Source organism: Microbispora sp. H10830 (genome assembly GCF_014161375.1).
GTDB classification, from domain to species: Bacteria; Actinomycetota; Actinomycetes; order Streptosporangiales; family Streptosporangiaceae; genus Microbispora; species Microbispora catharanthi.
On the sequence record NZ_JABBWX010000031.1, the window covers coordinates 24312 to 47799 of the forward strand.

Below are 23488 nucleotides of genomic sequence, written 5' to 3' on the forward strand. Positions count from 1 at the left end.
TTATGAGCATCGCCGCAGAGTCGACCGACGACCTCCCACGCCATTCGGCATCGGTCAAAGTCGATGGATACAACGGCTTCCGGTCATGACTCCGGCACCCCGGCGAGGGTGTCCAAAGCCGTAGGCGTGTAAAAAGGCACCACGGGCTCCTGGCCGCTCTACACCCGGCATGCGCTCCATCACCGGCAACCCCTAACACCGCCCGCACGCTCGTAGGCTGAATCTCGCACGTGATGGACAGGAGGCTGAAGTGGCCGAGACGTTGGTGTCCGAGGTGATGGCCGAGCTGGCCGAGCTCGAGGACCCGAAGGCACGCGAGGTGAACGAGAAACACGGTGACGATCACGGTGTGAACCTCAGCAAGCTGCGCGCGCTCGCGAAGCGGCTGAAGACGCAGCAGGAACTCGCGTGCCGGCTCTGGGAGACCGATGACACCGCGGCGAGGCTGCTGGCGATCCTGATCTGCCGTCCGAAGGCGTTCGAGCGTGACGAGTTGGACGTCATGCTGCGCGAGGCGCGCACGCCGAAGGTGCATGACTGGCTCGTGAACTACGTGGTGAAGAAGAACCCGCACTCCGAAGAGCTGCGCCTGGCCTGGTCCGCCGATTCGGATCCAGTGGTCGCGAGTGCCGGCTGGGCGCTGACCACCGAACGCGTGACGAAGAAGCCTGAGGGCCTCGACCTCGCAGGGCTGCTCGACGTCATCGAGGCGGAGATGAAGGACGCCCCGGATCGCCTGCAGTGGGCGATGAACCACTGCCTGGCTCAGATCGGGATCGAGCACGCCGAGCACCGCGCCCGTGCGATCGACATCGGTGAGCGCCTCGAAGTGCTCAAGGACTACCCGACTCCCCCGGGCTGCACGTCTCCGTTCGCGCCCATCTGGATCACCGAGATGGTGCGCCGGCAGCACGATAAATAGGAAGGTTCGCGCTCACGCCCGTGCCGCGACCCCCTCAGAACGCGGCACCCGATACGAACCGGCCGTGAGGCGCCTCACATCGCCTACCGCTGGAGAGCACACCCGGCCTGCCCGAGTGCGCTCCGCGAGCGCCTGACGCCCGAGGCCGCCGCGCCGATCCACGACGACCTCGTGGAGAACACCCGCATCGCTTACCGGCGCACGTGACGTGTGTTCGAGTCCTGCTGCGAGCAGTACGGCTTCGCGCCGCGATGCCGTGCGGTGAGCTGACGCCGGCGAACCACGTCGCGTCCATGGCGCTCGACGTGGACAACCCCCTGCACGCCATCGAGACCGCCGACCCCGATGAGCGACAAGGGGCTTCATTCACCGTTCGGCCAACCTTCATGTCGGGCGTGCGGTCAGCGTCACGGGGTGTTCCTAGCCTGAGCTGGTCCCAGACCCCCCCTCTGGAGGACAGCCATGCCGTCCCGCCGGATCACCGCTCTCACCACCGCCTTCACGCTGTCAGCGGCCTCCCTGGGCCTGTGGGCCGCCGGAGGCTTCAGCGCCCAGGCGGCCGCGTTGCCGACGCCGGACCACACGGTGGTCGTAGTCTTCGAAAACCACGCCTACTCCCAGATCGTCGGCAGCTCCAGCGCTCCTTACATCAACTCCCTGAAGAGCGGCGGGGCCAACCTGACCGCCTTCTACGCCGAGACCCATCCCAGCCAGCCCAACTACTTCGCCATGTTCTCCGGGTCGACCCAGGGCATCACCGACGACTCCTGCTACACCCCCGGCTTCAGTTCCGCGCCCAACCTGGCGTCGGAGCTGCTCGCCGCGGGCAAGAGCTGGGCCAGCTACAACGAATCGCTGCCCAGCCAGGGCTCGACCACGTGCAGCAGCGGCAAGTACGCCCGCAAGCACAACCCCTGGTTCGGGTTCTCCAACGTGCCGACGTCCACCGCGTACACGTTCGCCCAGTTCCCTACCGACTTCACCAAGCTGCCTAAGGTGTCGTTCGTCGTCCCGAACCTGTGCAGCGACATGCACGACTGCTCGGTGTCCACCGGTGACACCTGGCTGAAGAACAACCTCGGCGCGTACGCGACCTGGGCCAAGACCCACAACAGCCTTCTCGTGGTCACCTTCGACGAGGACAACCGACTGAGCGGCAACCGCATCGCCACCGTCCTGTACGGCCAGCCGGTGCTGGCGGGATCGTCCTCCGGCACCACCTACAACCACTACAACCTGCTGCGCACCATCGAGGACATGTACGGCACCGGCCACGCGGGCAACGCGGCGTCGGCGTCGGCCATCTCCGGCATCTGGAACTGACCGCGTGTACCTCGCGGACGGTCGCGACGCGCCCGCCGTCGTCCCCCACCGGGGACGGCGGTGGGCCGCGGTTCCGGGAACCGTGCTGGCCCTGGGCGCGGTAAGCCTGATCACGGACGTGTCGGCGGAGATGATCACCGCCGTGCTGCCGCTCTATCTCGTCTCCGGGCTGGGGCTGTCCCCGCTCGGCTTCGGCGTGCTGGACGGCGTCTACAACGGGGTCGGCGCCCTGGTGAGGCTGGCCGGAGGCCACCTCGCCGACGGTGGGGGCGGGCGGCACAAGGCGGTCGCCGTGGCCGGCTACGGCCTGTCGGCGCTGTGCAAGCCGCTGCTGCTCATCGCCCACACCCTGCCGGTGATCGGCGCGGTGCTGGCCCTCGACCGTACGGGCAAGGGCCTGCGCACCGCCCCCCGGGACGCCCTCATCTCCCTGGCCGCCACGCCCGAGCGCCGGGGGCAGGCCTTCGGCGTGCACCGGGCGATGGACACCGCCGGAGCCCTCTGCGGGCCGTCCTGGCGTTCCTGGTGCTGGGGGTGGCGGCGGAGGGTTACGACGCCGTCTTCATGGTCAGTGCCTGCGTCGCCGTGCTGGGCGTGCTGGTGCTGGTGCTCTTCGTCCCCGGCCGTCCCGGCGGCGTCGGCGTCACCCGGAGAGCGGGCCGGAGAGCGGGCCGGAGAGCGCCGTCCTCCGGCCCGCTCCGGGCACCCACGCTCCTGCGGATGCCCGGCGTGGGGCGACTGGCGGCGTGCGCGGTGCTGCTGGGGCTGACGACGGTGAGCGACTCCTTCGTCTACCTGCTGCTGCAGCGCGGGTTCGAGGTGCCCGCGCGGTGGTTTCCCTTGCTGCCGCTCGGGACCGCGGCCGCCTTCCTGCTGCTGGCCGTGCCCGCCGGTGCCGTCGCCGACCGCATCGGGCGGCGCAGGCTGTTCCTGCTCGGACACCTGGCGCTGCTCGTCGCGTACGGCCTGGTGCTGGCCGTCCCCGGCGGGCCGCCGCCGGCGGTGGTGCCAGTGGTGGTAACGGTGCTCGTGCTGCACGGGGCCTTCTACGCGGCGACCGACGGCGTGCTGGCGGCCGCGGTCGCCGGCGTCGTGCCGGAGGCGATGAGGGCGAGAGGGCTGGCCCTGGTGGGCACCGGCCAGGCCCTCGCCCGATTCGCCTGCTCGATCGGGTTCGGCGCCGCCTGGACGGCCTGGGGCGAGGGCCCGGCGCTGGCCGTCGCGACGGCGGGGCTGGCGGTCTCCACCCCCATCGCGCTCGCCGCGCTCCGCTCCCCCTCGTGCCCATCCGCGCAGCGGACGGCCTGAGCGTGCGAAGAGAAGGGAACCCCGTGACCATCCGACCCCGCCTCACGGTCCTGCTGGCCGCGGTGCTGCTCCTCGGGGGTCTGTCCGCCTGGGCGGTGGTGCACGCCGCCGCCCGCGCGGAGAGCCGGGGCCTGCCGCGGACGGGGGAGGCCTCCGCCGGTCCGGGTGAGGTCACGCTCACGGCGGGACGGGGGCGCCGGATGCTCTTCCGGACGATGGCGTGGGGTCCGCACCGCGACGAGGTGGTCGCCGTGCCCGCGGACGACCCGGGGGGCTCGCGCGTCTCGTCCGGGGTGCGGTGCCTGCGCTTCCACGCCTCGTCCGGCACCGGCGCCTGCCTTCAGGCCGAGCACGGCTCGCTGGGCGACACCTACCGAGCCGTGGTGCTCGACGCGCGGCTGCGGGAGCGGCGCGCGTTCCCCCTCGCCGGCATCCCCACCCGCACGAGGGTCTCCCCGTCCGGCCGCATGGCGGCTTGGACCGTCTTCGTGAGCGGCGACTCGTACGCGGGGACGAACTTCTCCACCCGCACCTCGATCCTGGACACGCGCACCTGGTCGCTGCAGGACAACCTGGAGGCCTACCGTGTGCTCAAGGACGGCCGCCCCTATCACGCTGCCGACGTCAACCTGTGGGGGGTGACCTTCGCCGACGACGGCCATTTCTGGGTCACCCTCGCGACCGGGGGCCGCACGTGGCTGGCGCGCGGGGACGTCGCGGCCCGCACCCTGAGCACGGTCCGGCAGAACGTGGAGTGCCCGTCGCTCTCCCCCGACGGCACCCGCATCGCGTTCAAGAAGCGGGTGGCCGGCCTGCCCGAGGACGCGCCGTGGCGGCTGTACGTCCTCGACCTTCGGACCATGCGGGAGACCCCGATCGCCGAGCGGCGCAGCGTCGACGACCAGGCGGTGTGGCTCGACGCCCGCACGCTCGGCTACGCCCTGCCGGGCGACTTCGGCGCCGACATCTGGACGGCGCCGGCGGACGGCTCAGGAGCCCCGCGCCGCCTGCTTCCCGCGGCGCTCGCGCCCGTCGTCGTCCAGTGAAGGCCGCCGCTCCCGGAGGCCGCGGCTGAAGGTCGGCCGTGGCGGGAAACGGGCTCGGCTAGAGCGGATTGTCGTGGGCGATGAGGGCGAGCTGGACGCGATTGTCCAGGTTGGTCTTCGCGAGGATGCGGGAGATGTAACTCTTGACCGTGCCGACGCTCATGTGGAGCTCGGCCGCGATGTCTGCGTTGGACCTGCCCCTGCCGACCGCGGCGGCGACCTCACGCTCGCGGTCGCTGAGCCTGGCCAGCAGCCTGCGTGCGTCGGCGCGGCGGCGGTCCTCCGCCTCCGGCGCCAGGTGGGCGATCAGGCGCCGGGTCACACCGGGCGACAGGATCGGCTCGCCCGCCGAGACCCGGAGGACCGCGTCCACAATGCCCTCCGGCGGGGTGTCCTTGAGCAGGAATCCGCTGGCCCCGGCGCGCAGCGCGCCGAAGACGTGCTCGTCGGCGTCGAAGGTGGTCAGCATGATGACGTGGGGAGGGTCGGGCCGCCGCCGCAGCAGCCGGGTGGCGTCGATCCCGTCCAGGCCCGGCATGCGGATGTCCATGAGCACCACATCGGGCGCGTGCGCGTCGACCGCGGCTCCGACGTCGGCGCCGTCGGCCACGCCGCCCACCACGACGAGCTCGTCGGCGCCCCTGAGCATCAGCGTCAGACCCGCCCTGACGAGCGGGTCGTCGTCCACGACCAGCACGCGTATGGCGCTCACACCGGCCATGGTAGCCAGACCGCCAGGCGGAACTCGCCTTGCTCCACCCCGGCCTGCTCCACCCGCCCGCCCGCCAGCTCGGCCCGCTCCCGCATCCCGGCCAGGCCGGCGCCCTCCCCCCGGGGAGCGTGCACCGTGGGATTGCGCGCCATGGGATTGCGCACCTCGATGGCGAGCCCCCCGTCCGGCCTGCCGTCGAGGCGGAGACTCACCGGCACGCCCGGCGCGTGCTTCCTGGCGTTCGTGAGGCCCTCCTGGACGATCCGGTAGGCCGCCCGCGCCGTCGCGCCCGGCAGCTCGGGGAGGCGCACGCCGCCGTCGTGCAGCTCGACCGCCATGCCCGCCCGCCGTACCTCCTCGACCAGAGTGCGCAGGTCCAGCTCGGCCAGGACGGGCGCCTCGCGGAGCACCGAGATGACCTGGCGCAGCTCCTGCAGCGCCTGGTGCGCGCTGGAGCGCACCACCGCGGCCGCCTCGACCACCTCCTCGGGATCGGCCCGCGCGTTGAACTCCAGCGCCCCGGCGTGCAGCGCCAGCAGCGACAGCCGGTGCGCCAGCACGTCGTGCATCTCCCGGGCGATGGCCAGGCGTTCGGCGTGGCGGGCCCGCTCGACGCGTCGCCGTTGCTCCTCCTCGGCCCTGCGGACCCGCTCCGCCAGCGACAGCACCAGTTGGCGGCGGGCCCGCGCCAGCATCCCCCATCCGGTCAGCGCCACCCCGAACAGCACCGCGACCAGCGCCCACACCGGGTAAGGCGCCAGCCCCGGCGGCCGCAGCCAGAACCGGGCCAGCGTCGCGGCCACCCAGGCCGCGCCCACACCGATCGCGACGATCGAGCGCCGATACAGGGCGGCCATCAGCGTGGCGATGCCGGCCGCGACCGACGCCGAGGCCGCGGGCACCGCCAGCGCCACGGCCACGAGCGCCATGGTGGCCGGCCACCGGCGCGACAGCCACAGCGCCCCGCACGCCGCCGCGCCGCCGGCCACGTCCGCGACCAGCCACCAGCCGGAAGCCGCGCCGAGGTCGTCGCGCACGACGACCGCCGCCGCGGCCAGCGCACAGGCGACGCCCCCCACCCGGATCGCCCGGTCCCGCCGGGTCCTGGCAGGGCCAGGCCGTACGTCTGCTGTCACGGACGCCCAGCGTAATGACGGCGGGCCCGCCGGCGGCAGCAACCAAAGTCGGCGCCGGGTTGTCACCTGGGTTGCCACGCGCAGGACCCGGGGCGGCAGACGTCGGTGGTGTGCGCGGAACACGCTGGCCGCATGACGGCGAACAAGACGCGCGGCCGCCTGGCCGCACTGCTCCTCGCGGTGATCACACCGCTCGTGGCCGAGTTCACCCTCGGCAACCCGCCGCTGCGCATGGCCTGGCTCCTGCTGCTGTGGATCCCGATATACGGCGCGGGCGTCGTCCTGGTGCGCGAGCTGGTGCGGCGGGCCGGGACGGGCTGGACCGGGGTGCTGCTGCTCGGCGCCGCCTACGGCATCGTCGAGGAGGGCTTGGCGCTGCAGGCGCTGAGCAGCCCCACGATCTACGGCGCCGCCGGATGGGCGCCCCGGATCCTGGGCCTGAACAGCGCCTACACCGAGCTGCAGATCCCCTACCACGCGGTCTTCAGCGCCGCGATCCCTATCCTCCTGACCGACCTGATCGTCCCGTCCCTGCGCGACCGTCCCTACCTGGGCAGACTCGGCACCTGGCTGGCCGGGGCGGTCTTCGTCCTCGGCGCGCTGCTGCTGCGGACGACGGTGGTGACGAGTATCGACCCCGGATATGAGGCGCCGCCGGCGATCCTGGCGGGCTGTGCGGCCGTCGTGGTCCTGCTCGCGGTGGCTGGGCTGCGGCTGAAGTCCCGCCCGGACGTGTCCTCGATCAGCCCGCCTGCGCCCGCGGCGGCCGGGGTGTTCGGCGCCGTGGCCGTCTTCGGATACCTGGCGTCGCTGTTCCCCTTCGGCGGCGCGACCCAGCCCGCCTTCACCCACGGCGGGTGGGTGATCGTGCCGATGTCGGCCGCCGCCGTTCTGGCGGTCACCGCCGCGTGGCTCCTGCGCCGCTGGACGGCCGGCGGCCTGTGGACGGACCGGCACAGTCTCGCCCTGGCCTCCGGCGCCCTGATCGCCCACACCGCCTTCGGCCTGATCTCCAATACCGACACGGCGGCCGACCGCGCCGGCCTGGCGGCCGTCGGCGTGGTCATGGTGTGTCTGCTGGCCGTGCTGGGCCGCCGGGTCGCCCGCCTCCCTCGCCCGAGATGAGACCCGGTGGCGAGATCGCTCGGCCGCCGGTGGACGAGGGCGTCGCGCAGGCGCGGCCAGGCGTCCTCACCGGCACGCCTTTACGAAGTAGATCAACAACGTCGGCCGGGGTCCGACCGGGCACACGCCTCATGCAGTGAGCCGGCCGGTTCGCAGCACAGCGGCACGTCCTGATCCGAGGCCCATACCTCGCCCATGCGGCCTCCACCCGGGGAAGACCCTGTCACCGCGAGCGACCTTGCCACCCTGCCGCATGAGGCCTGCCAGGGAGTCAGCGCGGCGGAAGGCCCCTCGGGTCACTCGCCGAGCCGTGGGTGGCGGTGCCGGCGGACGCTACGGCCACTCTCCATGAGTCAGATCCAGCCGCTCATGGAGCAGGGCCTGCTGGGCCGGGTTGGCGGTCAGGCCCAGCGCCCGCTCATCACACAGCCGCGCCTGGCTCGTGTCGCCCAGCGCGCGCAGCAGCTCGGCTCGGGTCGCGTGCAGGAGCGGATAGCGGGACAGGGCCCCCTCCAGGCCGGTGAGCTCCGCCAGCGCGGCCGCGGGCCCCTTGACGTAGCGCAGGGCGACGGCCCGGTGCAGCCGGGTGACCGGCGAGGGCGCCACCGCCAGGAGCATGTCGTACAACACGAGGATCTGTGCCCAGTCGGTGTGCTCGAAGCCTGCGGCCTCGGCGTGACAGGCCACGATCGCGGCCTGCAACTGGTAGGGCCCCGGCCGGCGATGGGTCCTGGCGGTGCGGGTCAGCAACGCGGTCGCCTCGGCGATCGCGGCGCGGTCCCACAGGCCGCGATCCTGCTCGGCGAGCGGCACCAGACGCCCGTGGGAGTCGAACCGGGCCGCGCCGCGCGCCCGGTGCAGCCGGATGAGCGCGAGCAGCCCGGCCACTTCCGGCTCGCCCGGCATGAGGCCGGCCAGGAGCCCGGCCAGCCACTCGGCGTCGTCGGCCAGGTCGCGCGCCTCGGCCCGATCGCCGCTGCTGGACAGATATCCCTCGTTGAACAGCAGGTAGACGACCGCGAGCACGGCGTCCAGCCGCTGGGACAGCTCCTCGGCGGCCGGAATCCGGTAGGGGATGCCCGCTTCTGCGATCTTTCGTTTGGCCCGGGTGAGCCGCTGGGCGACCGTGGTCTCCGGCACGACGAAGGCAGCGGCGATCTGCGCGGTGCTCAGCCCGCACACCACCCGCAGGGTCAACGCGATCCGGGCCTCGGGCGACAGCGCCGGATGGCAGCACGTGAAGACCAGCCGCAGCCGGTCGTCGCTCTCCCCCGGCTCGGGCCACCGTAGCCGGGCCAGCTTGGCGCGGTGGTTCGTCTCCCGCCGCAGCACGTCGAGGCCGCGGCGGCGGGCCACGGTGAACAGCCAGGCGTCCGGCCGGTCCGGCACGCCCTCGACCGGCCAGCGGCGCAGCGCGGTCTCCACGGCGTCCTGCACCAGGTCCTCCGCGGCGGAGAAGTCGCCCAGCAGCGACACCAGGCACGCCGCGAGGCGGCCCGCGTGCTCACGTACGACGCGGGCCAGCACCTCCCGGCTCCCCCTGCCGCTGTCCGGTCCGCTCATGAGACCGGTCGGATCTCCACGATCGGGCACGCCGGCCAGGACCTGGCCAGCTTCAGCGCCTCGTCCAGATCGGCCACCTCCACCTCCGCGTAACCGCTGACGACCTCCTTGCCCTCGACGAACGGCCCGTCGGTGACGACGGGCTCGCCGCCGCCGAGACGTACGGTGGTCGCGGTGTGCGCGGGCGCCAGACGCATGTGATGCGTGATCTTGCCGGAGTTCTCGGCGAACCAGCGCATCACCGCCTCGTAGGCGGCCTCGCGCTCCAAGTCGTCCATCGCCTCCAGCCGCTTGGCGAACTCCTCGGTCTCGACGAACATCAGCACGTACTTCACGGTTGACTCTCTTCCTTTGATCGGCCTTCAACAGGAAGACGAACGGGCACCTGCCCCACACGACACCCGGCGGCACGACTTTGCCGGCGCGGCCGAATCAGGCGCTCAGCACCTTGCGGAGCAGCTCGCCGAACTCGGCGGGGTGTGTGGTGAGCCCCGTGTGCCCGCCGGGGAAGTGGACGAGCTCCGTGCCGAACCGCTCGGCGAGGAAGGCGGCGGGACGGTAGGGCAGTTCGCCCTGTGAGTCCGCTCCGGCGGCGAGCACGAGCCTGTCCGACAGCGCCTCCAGGCGATCCACGTCCGGCGTGTAGGCCATGAAGCTCGGCACGATGCGCCCGAGGAAGTAGGGCATGTCCGCCATCGTCCGCTCCGCCCGGGCCGCCGCCTGCGGGGGGAGTTCGGTGACCGCCTTGACGTCGACGGGATCGGCGCCGGGCCGCCTGAGGCCGGCCGCGAACACGGCCGCCGCGGGCATCAGTCCCTCCCTGCGGAAGGTGTCCTGGACGCGGGCGAGCAGCGCGCGATGTTCGGCGGCGTCCGGCAGCACCTCCACCAGCGGCGGCTCGTGCGCCACGACGCGTTCGATCCGCTCGGGATGGGTGGTGAGCAGGTGCAGCGCGACGATCGCGCCCGAGCTGCAGGCGGCCACGCGGGCGGGCGCGTCCGGAGACAGCAGCTCCAGCAGCCGCACCGCGTCGTCGGCGTGCTGCTCGACCCGTTGCGGGGCCTCCGGATCGTCAAGCGGGCTGCGGGACAGGCCGCGCGGGTCGTAGGACGCGACCGTGTAGTCGGCGGCCAGGGCGTCGGCGACGCCGTCGAAGGAGGCCGCGCCACCCGTGCCGCCCGGGATCAGCAGCAGGAGCGGGCCCTTTCCGCGCACCTCGTAGCGCAGGGTGGCGCCGTCCACGCGCAGGTGGCCGATGGCCGGGCTGGTCATGTCGAATCTCCTTCATCGTGCGTGGGCCAGTGCTCAAGGAGGGTGTGCAGGGCGTCGAGACAGCGGACCCAGGTGTCTTCCGCCGGGCGCGCGTGCGCGAACCCGCCCGCGGCCTCCAGGCTGGCGAAGCCGTGGAGCGTGCTGCGCATCAGCCGGACCGCGTCGGTCAGGTCGGGTTCCCGCAGCGCGTAGGCGCGCAGCATGCTGTAGGTCAGCTCGACGGCGCGCCGTGGCCCGGCAGCACGGGCCACGAGCTCGGGATCGATCTGGATCGGGATCTGCGTCGCGGTGTATCGGCCCGGGTGGTCGTGGGCGTACTGCCGCCAGGCGTTGGCGTACGCCACCAGTGCGTCCTTTCCGGCCCGTCCGGCGGTCGCCTCCGCGATGCGGATGGTCTTCTCGTCCGCGGCCAGCAGTGCGATGCGCCCGCGCAGGTCCTCGAGGCTGCGGACGTGCGCGTACAGGCTGGCGTCCTTCACCCCGAGTCGTCGCGCCACCGCCGACATGGTCACGTGCTCGAGCCCGACCTCGTCCGCCAGCTCGGCACCGGCGAGCGTCACCCGATCCGCCGTCAACCCGGCCCGCACCATGTGCATGCCGCCCTTCTCCATCCGGAGCGTGAATATTCCTAGGATCCCTAGTTTTTTCCTTGGGGTCCAAGGTTGCCTCAGGCCGGGCGAGGAGCGCAAGCGGTTATCGCGGTGATGTCTCGGACGGCAGGTGTCAGGGGCGGTCGGGGCCGGCGGCCTGGCTGAGCTGGAAATCGGCCGCCTGGCGGGTGAACAGGCGGGCGTATTCGCCGTCGAGGGCCATCAGCTCGTCATGGGTGCCCTGTTCGGCTACCCGCCCGTCGGCGAGGACGACGATGTGGTCCGCGCCGCGCACCGTGTTGAGGCGGTGCGAGATGAGGAGGCTCGTACGGCCGCCTCGGTAGTCGCGGAGCCGCTGGTGGATGGCGTACTCGGCCTCGGGGTCGAGCCCCGAGCTGGGCTCGTCGAGGATGAGCAGATCGGCGGTGTCCGCGCGGAGGAGGGCGCGGGCGAGGGCGACGCGCTGCCACTGCCCCCCGGACAGGAGCACGCCCCGGCCGGGGTCCTCGTCCTGTTCGGCGGCGAAGAACCGCGACAGGATGGTGTCGTAGCCGCGGGGAAGGCTGACCAGTTTGTCGTGGACGTCCGCCCGGCGGGCCGCCTCGTGGATCCGCTCCGGCCGGTCGAGGGAGCCGACGTCGCCGACGGCGACGTTCTCCGCCGCGGTGAGGTCGTAGGCCACGTAGTCCTGGAATACGGCCCCGATCCGGCGGCGCAGGTCGTCGACGCGCAGCTCGCGCAGGTCGGCGCCGTCCCAGCGGACGCTGCCGCGCTCGGGGTCGTAGAGGCGGCACAGGAGCTTGACGACGGTGCTCTTGCCCGCACCGTTCAGGCCGACCAGGGCCACGCTCCGCCCGTACGGAATGGTCAGGTTCAGGCCGCGCAGCACGTACGGATGGCCGGCGTCGTACCGGAACCACACGTCGCGCAGTTCGATGCCGTGCCGTAGCGGTGACACGTCGCCGCCGGTGGCGGGTTCCGGCAGGTCGGGCCCGATGGTGACGACGTGGGCGTAGTGGCCGGCCAGGACGAGTGCCTCGTTCAGGTGTGCCAGCTGGATCACCATGCCGGAGAGGGAGGACTGGGTGCCGGCGAGTGCGGCGGTGAGGACGGCCAGGTCGCCGATGCCGGCCTGGCCCCCGGCTATCCGGGAGACCAGCACGATCAGCGCGGCGCCCGCGATGACCGTGCTGAGGGCGGTGAGCGCCCCGTTGTAGCGGACGGCCGTCAGGTCCATCCGGCGTTCCGCCCGCTGCTCGGCGGCCAGTTCGCCCAGCATGCGCCGCCGCAGGAAGCCCCCGATGCCGAACAGCCGGATCTCCTTGGCGGCCTGATGGTCGAGCATCAGCGTCTGGTAGAACATCCGGCGGCGTTCCGCCGGGGCCATCTCCAGGCGGAGGTACGCCCGGCGGCGGCCGAGCCTGAGCTGGACGATCAGTTCGGGCACGGCGGCCGCGGCCACGACGGCGGCGAGGAGCGGGCTGAGCGTGGCGAGCGCGCCCAGGAGCCCGGCGATGGTGATACCGCCGCGTGCCGCTCCGAGCGCCGACTCGGTGACGAGTTGCGGGGCGGTCTGGGCGGACTGCTGGGCCAGCTGGAGCCGATTGTGGAAATCCGGGTTCTCCAGCCTCGTCAGTCCCTGCATCCGGCACACTGCCGTGAACAGTTCGTCGCTGGTGCGCCACGCGATGCGGCGCTGCTGCTCTCGCTGGACCCACCCGGACAGGTGGGGCAGCAGCGCGGTCAGGGCTCCGAGCACGGCCATCGCGGCGGCGAGGGGCGTCGTCGAGGGGCCCGGCCCGGCGGTCAGGCGATCGATCAGCAGTTTGGTGAGCCACGTGATCGCGACGGGGGCGGCGCCGTTCAGGACCGCCATGGCGAGCTGGGACAGGGCGAGAACCGGTCCGGCCCGCCAGACGAGCGCCAGGGTGAGCCGCAGCGGCCCGAGTCGTGACCTCACGCCGGTCAGGCCGGGGACGGCGCTGCCGCCGGCAGCTCCGGCTTCAGGCTGCTGCCGGCGACGGTTCCGTCGGGGCCGACCAGGAAGAAGGACGGGAAGGCCCTGACCTCGAACGCGTCCGCCATCGCGCCGCCCTCGCTCTCCACGACGACGCTCACGTCGTCCGTCAGGGCGGCGAGCAGCTCGGCGGGTCTCTTCTCGCCCTCCACCACCACCGCCAGGACTCGTACGCCGTCGGCGGCGGCGTCACGGGCGGTCGTGACGAAGGCGGGCGCCTTCGGCAGGCAGTGCGGGCAGTCGGTGCTGAAGAACCCGACGAGGGTGCGCTCACCCGCGAAGTCGTCCGTGGTGACCTTCGTGTCCGCGACCGTGAGCGCGGCGAAGGCCGGGACCTCGGCGCCCACGGCGAGCCCGGGACTTCCGGGCATTCTCCCGGCGAGGGAATCCTTGGTGATTTTCCGGAGTTTCCTGATGACCGCGCCGGTCAGGAGCAGGTTCACCAGGACGAGCCCGCCGAGCAGGACGACGGCGGCGACCAGGACGGCCATGGGCGTTCCCTTCGATGGGTCAGCGGAGGAGGTGGAGCAGGTCGTCGAGGAGCACGACGGCGCCGACGGCGACCGAGGCCCCGAGCAGGCAGAGCGCGGCGGCGGGCGGCGCGACGGGCGTGCCGCCCGCGGCGGACGTCATGGCGGCCCCGGCCACCGCGCAGGCGACGAGAACGGCGTTGCGCGCCACGTGCCGGCGGTTGACCGGCTCGTCCGATCCGCCGAAGCATCGGCACGCGACGGTGGTTCCGCGCCGCAGCGCCGTCACCAGGACCGCGGCGAACCCGAGGAGCAGGACCCCGGCGAGCAGGAGGCCCGCCCTGCCGTCGCCGTCGAGGCCGGGCGCCGCCAGCATGACGACGGTCCCGGCCTCGACGGCGACGACCACCACGGCGGCGGGCGTCCCGAGACCCGTGGGAAGGCCGCCGAGTCGCCGAACCGCCGTGGTGAAATCGCCGAAGGCCCGCCGCGTGCGCAGCTTCGTGAGGACGGAGACCAGGAAGACCCCCATCAGCACGAGCCGGACGGTCAGCACGGCGTAGACCATGGGACGTGCCGGCCGGCGTCAGCAGTAGCCGATGTTCTGCCAGGCCCCGCCGCAGCTGCTCCGCCAGTATGTGATGCAGAGGAAGCCGGTCGGGTTGGGGTAGCAGTCCTTGTAGCGGTTGCAGCCGCCCGACGGCCAGTATTCGAAACAGTTGTCGGCCTGGGCTTCGGCGCCGGGGAGGAGCTTTTCGAGCAGCCGGTCTCCCAGGCGATTCAGCTTACGGATCATGGTTTCTCCCTTTGCTGGGTTCGGGCGTGGTAGGCCGCCCGCCCTGTGAGGATGCTCGGCGCGGCCTTCGCCGCGGTTGCGCGCCGGCTGCGCGATACGCCGCAGGCGCCGCGCAACCGTCGCGCAGCCGGGGCCCGGCAGAATCGCGATCGGCTGACCAGGCCGAAAGGTTGATCATGCAACATTTCGTGATTTCGCTGCTGTCGCTGGCCGTGGCCGCCGCGGTCGCCGGGATGGTCGCGGCCCGGCGGCGCTTCGTCGTGGTACGGGTGGCCGGGACGAGCATGGTTCCGACGTACCAGCCAGGAGATCGGGTGCTCATACGGCGCGGTGGGCGGGCGGTCCCGCGGCGCGGCCAGGTGGTGGTCTTCCGGCGCCTGCAGCCGGGCGGCACGGGTTCTTCGGGACGCGCGTCCGGACTGCGCGGGACGGAGTGGCTGATCAAGCGGGTCGCCGCGATGCCGGGCGACAGGGTGCCCGACCAGGTCGCGCCGGGCGTGCACGCCGCGCCGGGTGACGTGGTCCCGGCCGACCGGCTGGTGGTACTCGGCGACGGCCCGACCAGCCGGGACTCGCGGCACTGGGGCTACCTGCCGGTGAGCGAGGTGCTGGGCGTCGTCATCCGCAGGTTGTCGTGATCGGGCGAGGCCCCGTCCACGCCGGCCACGGCGGCTTCGGCGGTGTTGCCGAGCCGCTGGAACAACCGGTGCGCCGCCGTCCAGGACCGCGTGGCCGCCTCCTGGTCGCCGCGGTCGTACTGGGCCCGGCCGAGGGCCCTCAGCGCGAGCGCCTGCTCGTGGAGGTCGTGCAGCCCGCGCGCCATCCGTACCGCGTCGTCGAGCGCGCGTACCGCCTGGTCGGCCCGGCCGCCGAGACGGTGTGACTCACCCAGGACGCGGAGCCCGGCCGCCTGCCCGGAAGGAACTCCGAACTCCTCGAACACGGCCAGCGCCCGCTCGATCGGCCTCGCCACGTTCCGGCGCCCGAAACGAAGGCACAGATCGCCGAGGGCGAGCAGCAGATACGCCTCGAGCAGCCGCTCCCCGCGCCGCCGGCAGATCTGCAGGCCCTCCCACAGATGGTGGGAGACGCGCCTGCCCGTGGCGTGGTCGCGGCAGGCGGCGGCCATCTCCCGCAGGGCGAGGGTCCTGGCCACCAGACTGTTCCCGCGGATCGCCAGGCGGAGCGCCCGATCCGCGCAGGCGAGCGCGTCCTGGTGGAGCCCCTGCTCCCGGTCGGTGACGGCGCGGACGTACCAGAGACGGCTCAGGGCGAGCTCGTAGCCGATCTCCTCAGCCATGGCCATGGCCTCGTCCGCCACCGCGCGGGCCTGGTCGGGGTCGCCCCCGCGGCACAGCGCGAACGCCCGCAGGCACAGCAGGTCGAGCGCGCCATGCCGTTCCCCCGCCGCGCCGAACGCCGCGAGCGCCGCCTCGATCGCCGCCTCGATCGCCTCGGGGCCGACGCCGCGCCGCTGCTCCACGCCGATCATGACCAGGTGGCCGAGGCCACGCGTCAACACCGCCTCGCCCCACTGGTCGCCGCCCAGTGCGCACGCCCGCAGCGCCAGCTCGTGGGAGGACGACCAGTCCCGGTAGTGCCCGCGGAAGGCGTAGTAGCCGGCCGCGCGGGCGGACAGTTCCCAGGCCGCCTCGTTCAGACCGAGCCGGCAGGCCTGCGCAACCCCCGCCAGAAGGGTCTGCCGCTCGCTGTCGAACCAGGCCGTCGGATCGCCGACCAGGGCCCTGGTGGTGGCGGGGTCGGCGTACCAACGAGGGGCCGCGCCACGGATGACCGAGGCCACCTGCTCCGGCAGGCCGCTCTCCGCCGCCTCCGCAAGCGCGAGCAACGCGCCGAGAACGCGGGTGATCGCCTTGTCCCGCTCGCCGGCGGTCTCCTCCAGCTCGGCGCGTTCCCGCGCGTAGAGCCGTACCAACTCATGGAAGCGGTAGCGGAACTGCCCGTTCCCGTCGCTGCCCTCGCAGCTCAGGAGCTGGGCGTCGACGAGCAGATCGGCGTACGTCTCGGCTTCGCGCACCGTCACGTCGAGGGCCGCCGCGAGCATCCAGGCGGCGAAGGCGGGGACGTCGAGCAGGCCGAGCATCCGCAGCGCCCGCCGGCTGGTCTCGTCGAGCCTGTCGTAGTCGGCGGCCAGCCCCGCCCGGACCGACAGGTCGCCGAGAGAGAGCTCGTCGAGGCGCCGCCGCTCCGCTCGCAGGCGATCCGCCAGGTGGTCGAGTCGCCAGTGCTCGCGCAGCGCCAGTTTCGCCCCCGCGATCCGTATCGCCAGGGGCAGGTGACCGCAGAGCCGGACGATCTCGGCCGCGACCGTGGGCCGCGCCGCCACCCGGATCGGCCCGGCGATCCGCCCGAGCAGCTCCGACGCGCATTCCGGATCGAGCGGGCCGACGCGTACGGATCGGGCGCTCAATCCGGCGACCCCGCGCCTGCTCGTCAGGAGTACGGCGCAGCCCGCACCACCCGGCAGGAGCGGCCTGACCTGCTCCTCGCCCGCGGCGTCGTCCAGCACGACCAGCACACGACGATCGGCCAGGACGGTGCGGAACAGCTTCCCGCGCTCCTCGGCCTCGTCCGGCACCGCCCGCGCGTCCACCCCGAGGGCGATCAGGAACCGCCCCAGCGCCTCGGCCGGGTCGATCGGCCGAGGGCGGGTCCCGCGCAGGTCGATGTAGAGCCGGCCGTCGGTGAACGTCTCCCGCAGGCGGTGGGCGACGTGGACCGCGAGCGCCGTCTTGCCGGTGCCCGCCCCGCCGTACAGCGCCACGACCGGCGTCGCGGCGGTGTGTCCGTCCGTGCCGGTCAGCCACAGCCGCAGTGACTCCGCCATGTCCTGGCGTCCCGTGAAGTCCGCGATGTCCGGTGGCAGATGGCACGGCACCGTCGTCGCGGGCTCCGTCCGCCCCTCACCCGTCCGCCCCTCCGCGTCGCTCCCGGCTTCGTCCCCTGCGGTGTTTCCGGCACTGTGGTCGGCGCTGTGGTCGGCGCCGTTCCGGGCTTCGAAGTACGCGGCGCGCTCGTCCGCGCAGGCCGCCCCCTCAGGCCCGAGGATCTCGCCGGCGAACGGTCCGGTCGCTTCATCCCGCAGGATCGCCTCGTACACCCGTCGCAGCATCCGGCCGGGTTCCACGCCGAGTTCCTCACCGAGCACGGCCCGCGTCCGCTGGTAGACCCGTAACGCCTCGGCCTGGCGCCCGGCCTGGCTCAGGGCCAGCATCAGGCATGCGTGCAACCGCTCCCGGTAGGGATGCAGCTCGGCCATCTCGGTCAGGCCGGTGACCAGCTCCGCGTGGCGGCCACGAGCCAGGTCGACGACGGCCAGCTCCTCACAGGTCAGCAGCCGTTCCTCCTCGAGCCGCCGCGCCTCGTCGGCCACCGTCGACACGTCCCCGATGTCGGCGTAGGCGGGGCCCCGCCACAGTCCGAGCGCACGCTCGAACAGCATGCCCGCCTTCGCCGGGTCCGCGTTCCTCCTGGCCGCCCGCCCCGCCGCGGTGAGCTCCCGGAAGCGCAGCACGTCCAGCTCCGGCGGCAGCACGGTGATGGCGTAACCACCGGTGCAACGCACGACGCGGTCGCGCTCACCCAGCGCCTGCCTCAACCGCAGCACGTATATCTGAAGGGTCTTGTGCGCGCTGCGGGGCGGTGTGCTCCCCCACAAAGCCTCGATCAGCGCCGGCACCGTCACCGGCCGGCCCGGCGTACACAGCAGGGCCGCCAGCATGCGTCGCAGCATCGCCGCGCCCAGCGGGACGGGCACCCCGTCGCGGCTCACCCGCAGCGGCCCGAGAACGTCGAACTCCAACACCGTCACCCCTCGCGAGGCCGGTCACCGTGGCGAGCCTTCGATCAGCCGAGGTGCCCGCCGCCTCCTCCCCCGGCCATGCCCTGCCCCGGCGGCCCCCCGTCGCATGGTCACCTTCTCTTCACGTAACTGTGCGGGCGCAGCCCGAGCATCGGAGACGCCGGTATATCCGTCGTATAGGCCCTGGTGACCCGGCACGGGGAGCTGTCCGCGCGGCGTACTTGTCCCCCGTGCGAGCTACCCGCGAATGTCCACCGCGCGGTGACGATCCCAGACCGTCGAATCCCTAGCGTTCTCGGCGTAACCGCGGCGCTCCGGTCGCGGAGTCTCCCAAAGGAGTCGTCATGCGACTGTTGAAGCAGTTCGTGGCCGTCGCGGCGGTCGCCTTCGCCGGCAACCTGGGCATGGGCGCGGTACAGGGGAACGCGTTTCTCACCCTGGTCCTCGGTGTCGCGACAGCCGTACTCGCGGTGTTCGTCTACGCGTGGGCGGTGCGGTGGTCGGAGCGCCGCGCGCCGGTGGAGGTGGCCGGGAAAGGCGCCGCCTCCGCCGTCGGCCGGGGGATGCTGATCGGTGCCGGGGCGTTCACGGCCGTCATCGTGAACATCGCTCTCGTGGGCGGTTACCGGATCGAGGGCCTCGGCTCGGTGACGGGCGCGGTCGGGCTGCTCGGCTTCAGTGCCGCCGCCGCGGTGACGGAGGAGCTGCTGTTCCGCGGCATCCTGTTCCGGATCGTCGAGAAATGGACCGGCACGTGGATCGCGCTGGGACTGACCGGCCTGGTGTTCGGCCTGATGCACCTGGGCAACCAGAACGCCAACCTGTGGGGCGCGATCGCCATCGCGATCGAGGCCGGCGGCATGCTCGCCGCCGCCTACGCCGCGACCCGCACCCTGTGGCTGCCGATCGGCCTGCACTTCGCTTGGAACTTCGTCGAGGGCGGCGTCTTCAGCACCGAGGTCTCCGGCAACGGCGCGACGCAGGGGCTGCTGCATGGTGTGACGTCGGGTCCGGCCGTGCTCACCGGCGGCGAGTTCGGGCCGGAGGCGAGCGCGTACGCGGTGGTGTTCGGCCTGCTGCTGACGGTCGTGTTCCTGTGGCTGGCCCGCCGTCGCGGCAACCTGGTCCCCCGTCGGCGCGGTGCCCGAGCCGGCGCGGCCGCTACGCTCTCCCAGTGATCGATTTCCGGCGGGTCGCCGATCTGTGGAGGCGGTCCGACGTCACGGTCCGGGATCTTCCGCTCGCGCTGCTGCTGGCCGTCTCGTCGTTCCTGCCGGCGATGCACAACCACGGGACGCAGCTCGGCGACCTGCCGACCCGCCCCTTCGACGCGCCGGCCGTCCTGGTGGTCGCCCTCGAGTGCCTCTCGCTGGCCGTCCGGCGACGATGGCCGGCCGTCTGTCTCACCTTGGGGTCGCTCGGCTTCGCCCTCGACCAGCTCCTCGCTTACCACACGGCGGCGAGCACCGCACTGCCCATCGTGCTGATGAGCACGGGCGCCCACCTGGAGCGGCACCGGCGCGTCACCGCGGTCCTCCTCTCCGTGGCGTACGTGCCGCTGGCGGTCGCGCTCGACCGGACCGGCTCGGCCGAGGGACTGGAGGGATATGTCACGTTCTACCTGGTGCTGGTCCTCGCGTGGGGCATCGGGGCCTGGCTGCGCTCCACCCGGGCTGCCGAGGCCGAGGGCCGCCGCCGCGTCGCCGAGGCCACCCGCGCCGCCGAACGCACCCGCATCGCCCGCGAGCTGCACGACGTCGTGACCCACCACGTGACGGCGATGGTCGTGCAGGCCGAGGCGGCGCGCTACCTGACCGCCGCGCCCGACCGCCTCGACGCGGCACTGAGCGCCGTCACCGACACCGGCCGACGGGCCATCTCCGATCTGCGGCACCTGCTCGACCTGCTCAACCCCGATCATGACACCGACGTCAGGATGCCGTCCGTCGGAGAACTTCGCACTCTGGTGGAGCAGACGCGCCAGGCCGGGCAGCCGGTGGATTTCGCCGAGGAGGGCAGTCCGGCGGAATCGTCCGGCAGCGCGGAGTTCGTGGCCTATCGGGTCGTGCAGGAGTCCCTGACGAACGCCCTCAAATACGCCCACGGCAGCCACACCGAGGTCCGCGTGCGCTATGGCGAGAAGGAGATCCTCGTGGAGGTCAGCACCGATGGTTCCGGCTCGCGGGCCGGCTCGCCCGGCGGGAGCGGGCGAGGCCTCGCCGGGCTCCGCGAGCGGGTCGACGCCCTGGGCGGCGAGTTCAGCGCCGACCGGCGGGCGGGCGGCGCCTTCGTCGTGCGGGCACGCATCCCCGCGGGGAGGCCGGCGTGAACGCGCCGGTCCGGGTCCTGGTCTGCGACGACCAGGCGCTGATCCGCACCGGGTTCGCGACGATCATCGATGCGCAGCCCGACCTCGAGGTGGTGGGCGAGTGCGGGGACGGTCGCGCCGCGGTCGACCTCGCCCGCCGGCTGAACCCGGACATCGTGGTGATGGACGTGCGCATGCCGGTGCTCGACGGCATCGGGGCGACCCGCCTGCTGGCCGGCGCCGGGGTCGCGGACCCCGTCAAGGTGCTCGTGGTGACGACGTTCAACCTGGACGAGTACGTCTACGAGGCGCTGCGTGCGGGGGCGAGCGGCTTCCTGCTCAAGGACGCCCCACCGGCGCAACTGCTGCACGGCATCCGCACCGTCTCGACGGGTGCCGCGCTGCTGGCACCCGAGGTGACGCGGCAGCTCGTCGGCAGGTACGCGGCGCGGATTCGTCCCGCCGAGGGCACGCCGGACGACGTCGCACTGACCCCACGCGAGCTGGAGGTGCTGCGCCTCATCGCCGACGGCCTGTCCAACAGTGAGATCGCCGCGACGTTGGTCATCAGCCAGGAGACCGTCAAGACGTACGTGTCGCGCATCCTCACCAAGCTCGACCTGCGCGACCGCGTGCAGGCCGTGGTCTACGCCTACCGCAGGGGCCTGGTGACCTGAGACCGGCAGACCGCGCCTTACCGCTCCTGCGGGCGCGGGCGGACCCGGCGCGGCGGTTCAGCCGATGGCCAGGTCCTGGATGCCGACCACGCGCAGCAGCTCCAGCCGCTCGTAGGACTCGCTGCCCGGGCGGGCGGTGTAGGCGACCAGCCGCTGGTCGTGCTCCGGGCTCAGCAGCACCTCGCAGTCCAACTCCAGCAGGCCGACGACCGGATGCAGGAAGCGCTTGACGTCGGCGCGGCGCACGGCCACGTCGTGGGTGTCCCACAGCGCCGAGAACTCCTCGCTGCGGGCGCGGAGCCTGCGCACGAGCCCTGCCAGCCGCGCGTCGTCCGGACGGCGGGCGAGTGTGGCGCGCAGATCCGCCACCGCCACGCGGGCGGCGCGGTCACGGTCCTCGGCCGGGAAGAGTTCCCGCGCGGTCGGGTCCGTGAAGTAGCGCCAGGCGACGTTGTGCTCCGCCTCGGGGCGGGCGGACACGTCACCGTGGAGTGCCTTGGCCATCGCGTTCTGCGCGAGGATGTCGCCGCGGTCGCTCACCACCTGGGCGGGGATGTCCGTCAGCCGGTCGAGGACGAGCAGCAGGCCGGGACGGACGTGCTCCGTGGCCGGCCGGTCCCGCGGCGGCTCCTCCCCGGCGAGATGGAAGAGGTGGTCCCGTTCGTCGCCGGTCAGCCGCAGCGCGCGGGCGACGGCGGCGAGCATCTGGCGCGACGGGCGCGAACCCCTGGCCTGCTCCAGCCGCGTGTAGTGGTCGGTGGACATGCCCGCCAGCTGCGCCACCTCCTCTCGGCGCAGTCCCGGGGTGCGCCGCCGCGCGCCCTGCGACAGCCCCACGTCGGCAGGGGCGAGTCGGGCACGGCAGTGGCGCAGGAAGTCGGCCAGTTCGGTTCTGTCCACACTCCCACCATGCCTCGGGGCGCCGGACGCAGCCAGGGACCGCCCGTCCCCGGATGAGGACGTCTCTCCCGCCGACACCCGCACCGCCGCACGCTGGGAGCCGGTGCGGCGGACCGGCGGCGCCCTCACAGAGACGACGAGACGAGCACCGGAGAGGTCCCGTGTGCCACCCGCGGGACGGCTCCATCGGTTCGCCGGTGCCACCGATCACCCTTTCGATGAAGGAAGGCATGGTTCGCATGCGATACCGCACGCTCGGCCGGACCGGTATCAAGGTCAGCCCCTATGCGCTCGGCGCATTGATGTTCGCCACGTCCGTCGGCAACCCCGACCCCGACGACTCGATCCGCATCATCCACAAGGCGCTGGACGCGGGGATCAACTTCGTCGACACCGCCGACGTCTACGGCGACTCCGAGGAGATCGTCGGCAGAGCACTCGAAGGGCGTCGTGACAGCGTCGTCCTCGCGACCAAGTTCAGCCGCCCGATGGGTGACGATCCCAACCAGCAGGGCGCCTCACGGCGCTGGATCATGACCGCGGTCGAGAACTCGCTGCGCCGCCTCCGGACCGACCATATCGACCTCTACCAGATCCACCGGCTGGACCTCGACACCGACATCGAGGAGACGCTCTCAGCGCTCTCGGACCTGATCCACAGCGGTAAGGTCCGCGCGATCGGCTCGTCCGCGATGCCCGCCACCGGCATCGTCGAAGCCCAGTGGGTCGCCGAGCGGCGCGGCCTGGAACGGTTCCGCACCGAACAGCCGCCCTACTCGCTGCTCAACCGCGGCATCGAGAGAGAGGTCCTGCCCCTCGCGCAACGCTACGGGATGGGCACGCTCGTGTGGGCCCCGCTCGCGCAGGGACTGCTCACCGGCCGCGTACGCAAGGGGCAGCGGAACGACCTGCGCCGCGCCGGCTTCTTCGGGCACCTGAACGACGAGCACCGTCTCGACGCCGTCGAACGGTTCGTCTCGCTCTCGCAGGAGGCGGGCCTGCCGATGACCCACCTCGCCATGGCGTTTGCCATCGCCCATCCCGGCGTGACCAGCGCGATCATCGGGCCGCGCACGATGAGCCACCTCGACGACCTGCTCGCCGGCGCCGACGTCGCACTCACCGACGACATCCTCGACCGGATCGACGAGATCGTCCCGCCCGGCACCGACGTCGGCACACTCGACCAGGCCTACGTGCCGCCGGCTCTCCAGCAGACGAGTCTGCGCCGCCGCCCCGCCGGCGAACGCACCGCCACCTGACACCACCGCCCGGCACCCGCCGGCGAACCGAGGAACTCACACCACCGCCGCCATCTCATGCATGCGCCGGGGATGGCGGCACCGGCAGCGTGGCCTCGCCGAAGTCCTCGCCGAACTGGGTCCGGACGGCGGCAGGTCCGGCGACGGTCGCTGACGGCCAGGCGCGGCGGAGCTCGCCGTCCACCGACTCGGCGAACGCGCCGATCTCGTCAGGCGTGAGTGCCGGCATGATCAGGCC

Annotated in this window: 24 protein-coding genes; 11 read left to right on the forward strand and 13 right to left on the reverse strand. The window is 72.7% G+C overall.

Annotated features, from left to right (window positions below):
* The first annotated feature begins 250 nt into the window (after positions 1-250).
* From HHX35_RS41185 to HHX35_RS41200, 5 genes are all read left to right on the forward strand, one after another.
* Complete coding sequence (locus HHX35_RS41185) at positions 251-922, forward strand: DNA alkylation repair protein (protein ID WP_310739653.1); 672 nt, start codon at positions 251-253, stop codon at positions 920-922.
* A 462-nt stretch (positions 923-1384) separates the two neighbouring features.
* Positions 1385-2245 carry an alkaline phosphatase family protein gene (locus HHX35_RS41190; protein ID WP_182904028.1) on the forward strand — a complete coding sequence of 287 codons (861 nt, stop codon included), beginning with the start codon at positions 1385-1387 and terminating at the stop codon, positions 2243-2245.
* 4 nt (positions 2246-2249) lie between these two features.
* Positions 2250-3014 carry an MFS transporter gene (locus tag HHX35_RS42945; protein WP_220506494.1) on the forward strand — a complete coding sequence of 255 codons (765 nt, stop codon included), beginning with the start codon at positions 2250-2252 and terminating at the stop codon, positions 3012-3014.
* On the forward strand, positions 2975-3553 hold the full coding sequence (locus tag HHX35_RS42950; RefSeq protein ID WP_220506495.1) for an MFS transporter: 579 nt from the start codon (positions 2975-2977) through the stop codon (positions 3551-3553). Before HHX35_RS42945 ends, HHX35_RS42950 begins: the two co-directional genes overlap by 40 nt.
* Positions 3554-3576: 23 nt before the next feature.
* The gene (locus HHX35_RS41200; protein WP_182904029.1) at positions 3577-4599 is read left to right on the forward strand and encodes a PD40 domain-containing protein; all 1023 of its coding nucleotides are present in this window, start codon (positions 3577-3579) and stop codon (positions 4597-4599) included.
* 58 nt (positions 4600-4657) lie between these two features.
* On the opposite strand, the gene HHX35_RS41205 is transcribed toward HHX35_RS41200, so the two are convergent.
* The gene (locus tag HHX35_RS41205) at positions 4658-5320 is read right to left on the reverse strand and encodes a response regulator transcription factor (RefSeq protein ID WP_182904030.1); all 663 of its coding nucleotides are present in this window, start codon (positions 5318-5320) and stop codon (positions 4658-4660) included.
* Complete coding sequence (locus HHX35_RS45005) at positions 5308-6447, reverse strand: histidine kinase (protein WP_182904031.1); 1140 nt, start codon at positions 6445-6447, stop codon at positions 5308-5310. The genes HHX35_RS41205 and HHX35_RS45005 overlap by 13 nt, the downstream gene beginning before the upstream one ends.
* A gap of 132 nt (positions 6448-6579) precedes the next feature.
* Here HHX35_RS45005 and HHX35_RS41215 point away from each other — a divergent pair, with 132 nt between their 5' ends.
* On the forward strand, positions 6580-7572 hold the full coding sequence (locus tag HHX35_RS41215; RefSeq protein WP_182904032.1) for a hypothetical protein: 993 nt from the start codon (positions 6580-6582) through the stop codon (positions 7570-7572).
* A gap of 333 nt (positions 7573-7905) precedes the next feature.
* Here the strand turns inward: HHX35_RS41215 and HHX35_RS41220 are convergent, their stop codons facing one another.
* The 8 genes from HHX35_RS41220 to HHX35_RS41255 form a co-directional block, all read right to left on the reverse strand.
* The gene (locus HHX35_RS41220) at positions 7906-9135 is read right to left on the reverse strand and encodes an RNA polymerase sigma factor (protein WP_182904033.1); all 1230 of its coding nucleotides are present in this window, start codon (positions 9133-9135) and stop codon (positions 7906-7908) included.
* On the reverse strand, positions 9132-9470 hold the full coding sequence (locus HHX35_RS41225; RefSeq protein WP_182904034.1) for a YciI family protein: 339 nt from the start codon (positions 9468-9470) through the stop codon (positions 9132-9134). The genes HHX35_RS41220 and HHX35_RS41225 overlap by 4 nt, the downstream gene beginning before the upstream one ends.
* A gap of 97 nt (positions 9471-9567) precedes the next feature.
* Positions 9568-10407: an alpha/beta fold hydrolase gene (locus HHX35_RS41230; protein WP_182904035.1), complete on the reverse strand. Its 840-nt coding sequence runs from the start codon at positions 10405-10407 to the stop codon at positions 9568-9570.
* Positions 10404-10997: a TetR/AcrR family transcriptional regulator gene (locus HHX35_RS41235; protein WP_182904056.1), complete on the reverse strand. Its 594-nt coding sequence runs from the start codon at positions 10995-10997 to the stop codon at positions 10404-10406. The genes HHX35_RS41230 and HHX35_RS41235 overlap by 4 nt, the downstream gene beginning before the upstream one ends.
* A 133-nt stretch (positions 10998-11130) precedes the next feature.
* A complete protein-coding gene (locus tag HHX35_RS41240; protein ID WP_310739655.1) occupies positions 11131-12957 on the reverse strand; it encodes an ABC transporter ATP-binding protein in 1827 nt (608 codons plus the stop codon).
* A 5-nt stretch (positions 12958-12962) separates the two neighbouring features.
* Complete coding sequence (locus HHX35_RS41245; RefSeq protein ID WP_182904036.1) at positions 12963-13505, reverse strand: peroxiredoxin; 543 nt, start codon at positions 13503-13505, stop codon at positions 12963-12965.
* A 19-nt stretch (positions 13506-13524) separates the two neighbouring features.
* On the reverse strand, positions 13525-14040 hold the full coding sequence (locus tag HHX35_RS41250) for a MauE/DoxX family redox-associated membrane protein (RefSeq protein WP_182904037.1): 516 nt from the start codon (positions 14038-14040) through the stop codon (positions 13525-13527).
* 30 nt (positions 14041-14070) lie between these two features.
* Complete coding sequence (locus HHX35_RS41255) at positions 14071-14280, reverse strand: hypothetical protein (RefSeq protein ID WP_169984937.1); 210 nt, start codon at positions 14278-14280, stop codon at positions 14071-14073.
* 176 nt (positions 14281-14456) lie between these two features.
* Here HHX35_RS41255 and HHX35_RS41260 point away from each other — a divergent pair, with 176 nt between their 5' ends.
* Positions 14457-14918, forward strand: coding sequence for a S26 family signal peptidase (locus HHX35_RS41260; protein WP_139580139.1), 462 nt, complete (start codon positions 14457-14459; stop codon positions 14916-14918).
* Here the strand turns inward: HHX35_RS41260 and HHX35_RS41265 are convergent.
* Positions 14867-18106, reverse strand: a complete 3240-nt coding sequence (locus tag HHX35_RS41265) for an AfsR/SARP family transcriptional regulator (RefSeq protein WP_182904038.1) — start codon at positions 18104-18106, stop codon at positions 14867-14869. The genes HHX35_RS41260 and HHX35_RS41265 overlap by 52 nt on opposite strands.
* A gap of 341 nt (positions 18107-18447) precedes the next feature.
* Here HHX35_RS41265 and HHX35_RS41270 point away from each other — a divergent pair, with 341 nt between their 5' ends.
* The 3 genes from HHX35_RS41270 to HHX35_RS41280 are packed head-to-tail and all read left to right on the forward strand — an operon-like array spanning position 18448 to position 21088.
* Positions 18448-19281 carry a CPBP family intramembrane glutamic endopeptidase gene (locus HHX35_RS41270; RefSeq protein WP_182904039.1) on the forward strand — a complete coding sequence of 278 codons (834 nt, stop codon included), beginning with the start codon at positions 18448-18450 and terminating at the stop codon, positions 19279-19281.
* Positions 19278-20432, forward strand: a complete 1155-nt coding sequence (locus tag HHX35_RS41275; RefSeq protein ID WP_182904040.1) for a histidine kinase — start codon at positions 19278-19280, stop codon at positions 20430-20432. The genes HHX35_RS41270 and HHX35_RS41275 overlap by 4 nt, the downstream gene beginning before the upstream one ends.
* Positions 20429-21088: a response regulator transcription factor gene (locus HHX35_RS41280; protein WP_182904041.1), complete on the forward strand. Its 660-nt coding sequence runs from the start codon at positions 20429-20431 to the stop codon at positions 21086-21088. Before HHX35_RS41275 ends, HHX35_RS41280 begins: the two co-directional genes overlap by 4 nt.
* Before the next feature lie 57 nt (positions 21089-21145).
* On the opposite strand, the gene HHX35_RS41285 is transcribed toward HHX35_RS41280, so the two are convergent.
* Positions 21146-21988 (reverse strand): helix-turn-helix domain-containing protein, encoded by an 843-nt coding sequence (locus tag HHX35_RS41285; protein ID WP_182904042.1) that lies wholly within the window; start codon positions 21986-21988, stop codon positions 21146-21148.
* A gap of 230 nt (positions 21989-22218) precedes the next feature.
* On the opposite strand from HHX35_RS41285, the gene HHX35_RS41290 reads away from it, so the two are divergent.
* The gene (locus HHX35_RS41290; protein ID WP_310739657.1) at positions 22219-23250 is read left to right on the forward strand and encodes an aldo/keto reductase; all 1032 of its coding nucleotides are present in this window, start codon (positions 22219-22221) and stop codon (positions 23248-23250) included.
* 55 nt (positions 23251-23305) lie between these two features.
* Here HHX35_RS41290 and HHX35_RS41295 read toward each other — a convergent pair whose 3' ends face one another.
* Positions 23306-23479: a hypothetical protein gene (locus HHX35_RS41295; protein ID WP_182904043.1), complete on the reverse strand. Its 174-nt coding sequence runs from the start codon at positions 23477-23479 to the stop codon at positions 23306-23308.
* Positions 23480-23488: the final 9 nt, after the last annotated feature.

Coding starts and splice junctions, on each gene's coding strand:
- HHX35_RS41190 (WP_182904028.1), top strand. CDS start 1,385: ATGCCGTCCCGCCGGATCACCGCTCTCACCACCGCCTTCACGCTGTCA.
- HHX35_RS41205 (WP_182904030.1), bottom strand. CDS start 5,320: ATGGCCGGTGTGAGCGCCATACGCGTGCTGGTCGTGGACGACGACCCG.
- HHX35_RS41215 (WP_182904032.1), top strand. CDS start 6,580: ATGACGGCGAACAAGACGCGCGGCCGCCTGGCCGCACTGCTCCTCGCG.
- HHX35_RS41220 (WP_182904033.1), bottom strand. CDS start 9,135: ATGAGCGGACCGGACAGCGGCAGGGGGAGCCGGGAGGTGCTGGCCCGC.
- HHX35_RS41230 (WP_182904035.1), bottom strand. CDS start 10,407: ATGACCAGCCCGGCCATCGGCCACCTGCGCGTGGACGGCGCCACCCTG.
- HHX35_RS41235 (WP_182904056.1), bottom strand. CDS start 10,997: ATGGTGCGGGCCGGGTTGACGGCGGATCGGGTGACGCTCGCCGGTGCC.
- HHX35_RS41245 (WP_182904036.1), bottom strand. CDS start 13,505: ATGGCCGTCCTGGTCGCCGCCGTCGTCCTGCTCGGCGGGCTCGTCCTG.
- HHX35_RS41255 (WP_169984937.1), bottom strand. CDS start 14,280: ATGATCCGTAAGCTGAATCGCCTGGGAGACCGGCTGCTCGAAAAGCTC.
- HHX35_RS41260 (WP_139580139.1), top strand. CDS start 14,457: ATGCAACATTTCGTGATTTCGCTGCTGTCGCTGGCCGTGGCCGCCGCG.
- HHX35_RS41270 (WP_182904039.1), top strand. CDS start 18,448: ATGCGACTGTTGAAGCAGTTCGTGGCCGTCGCGGCGGTCGCCTTCGCC.
- HHX35_RS41290 (WP_310739657.1), top strand. CDS start 22,219: ATGGTTCGCATGCGATACCGCACGCTCGGCCGGACCGGTATCAAGGTC.
- HHX35_RS41295 (WP_182904043.1), bottom strand. CDS start 23,479: ATGCCGGCACTCACGCCTGACGAGATCGGCGCGTTCGCCGAGTCGGTG.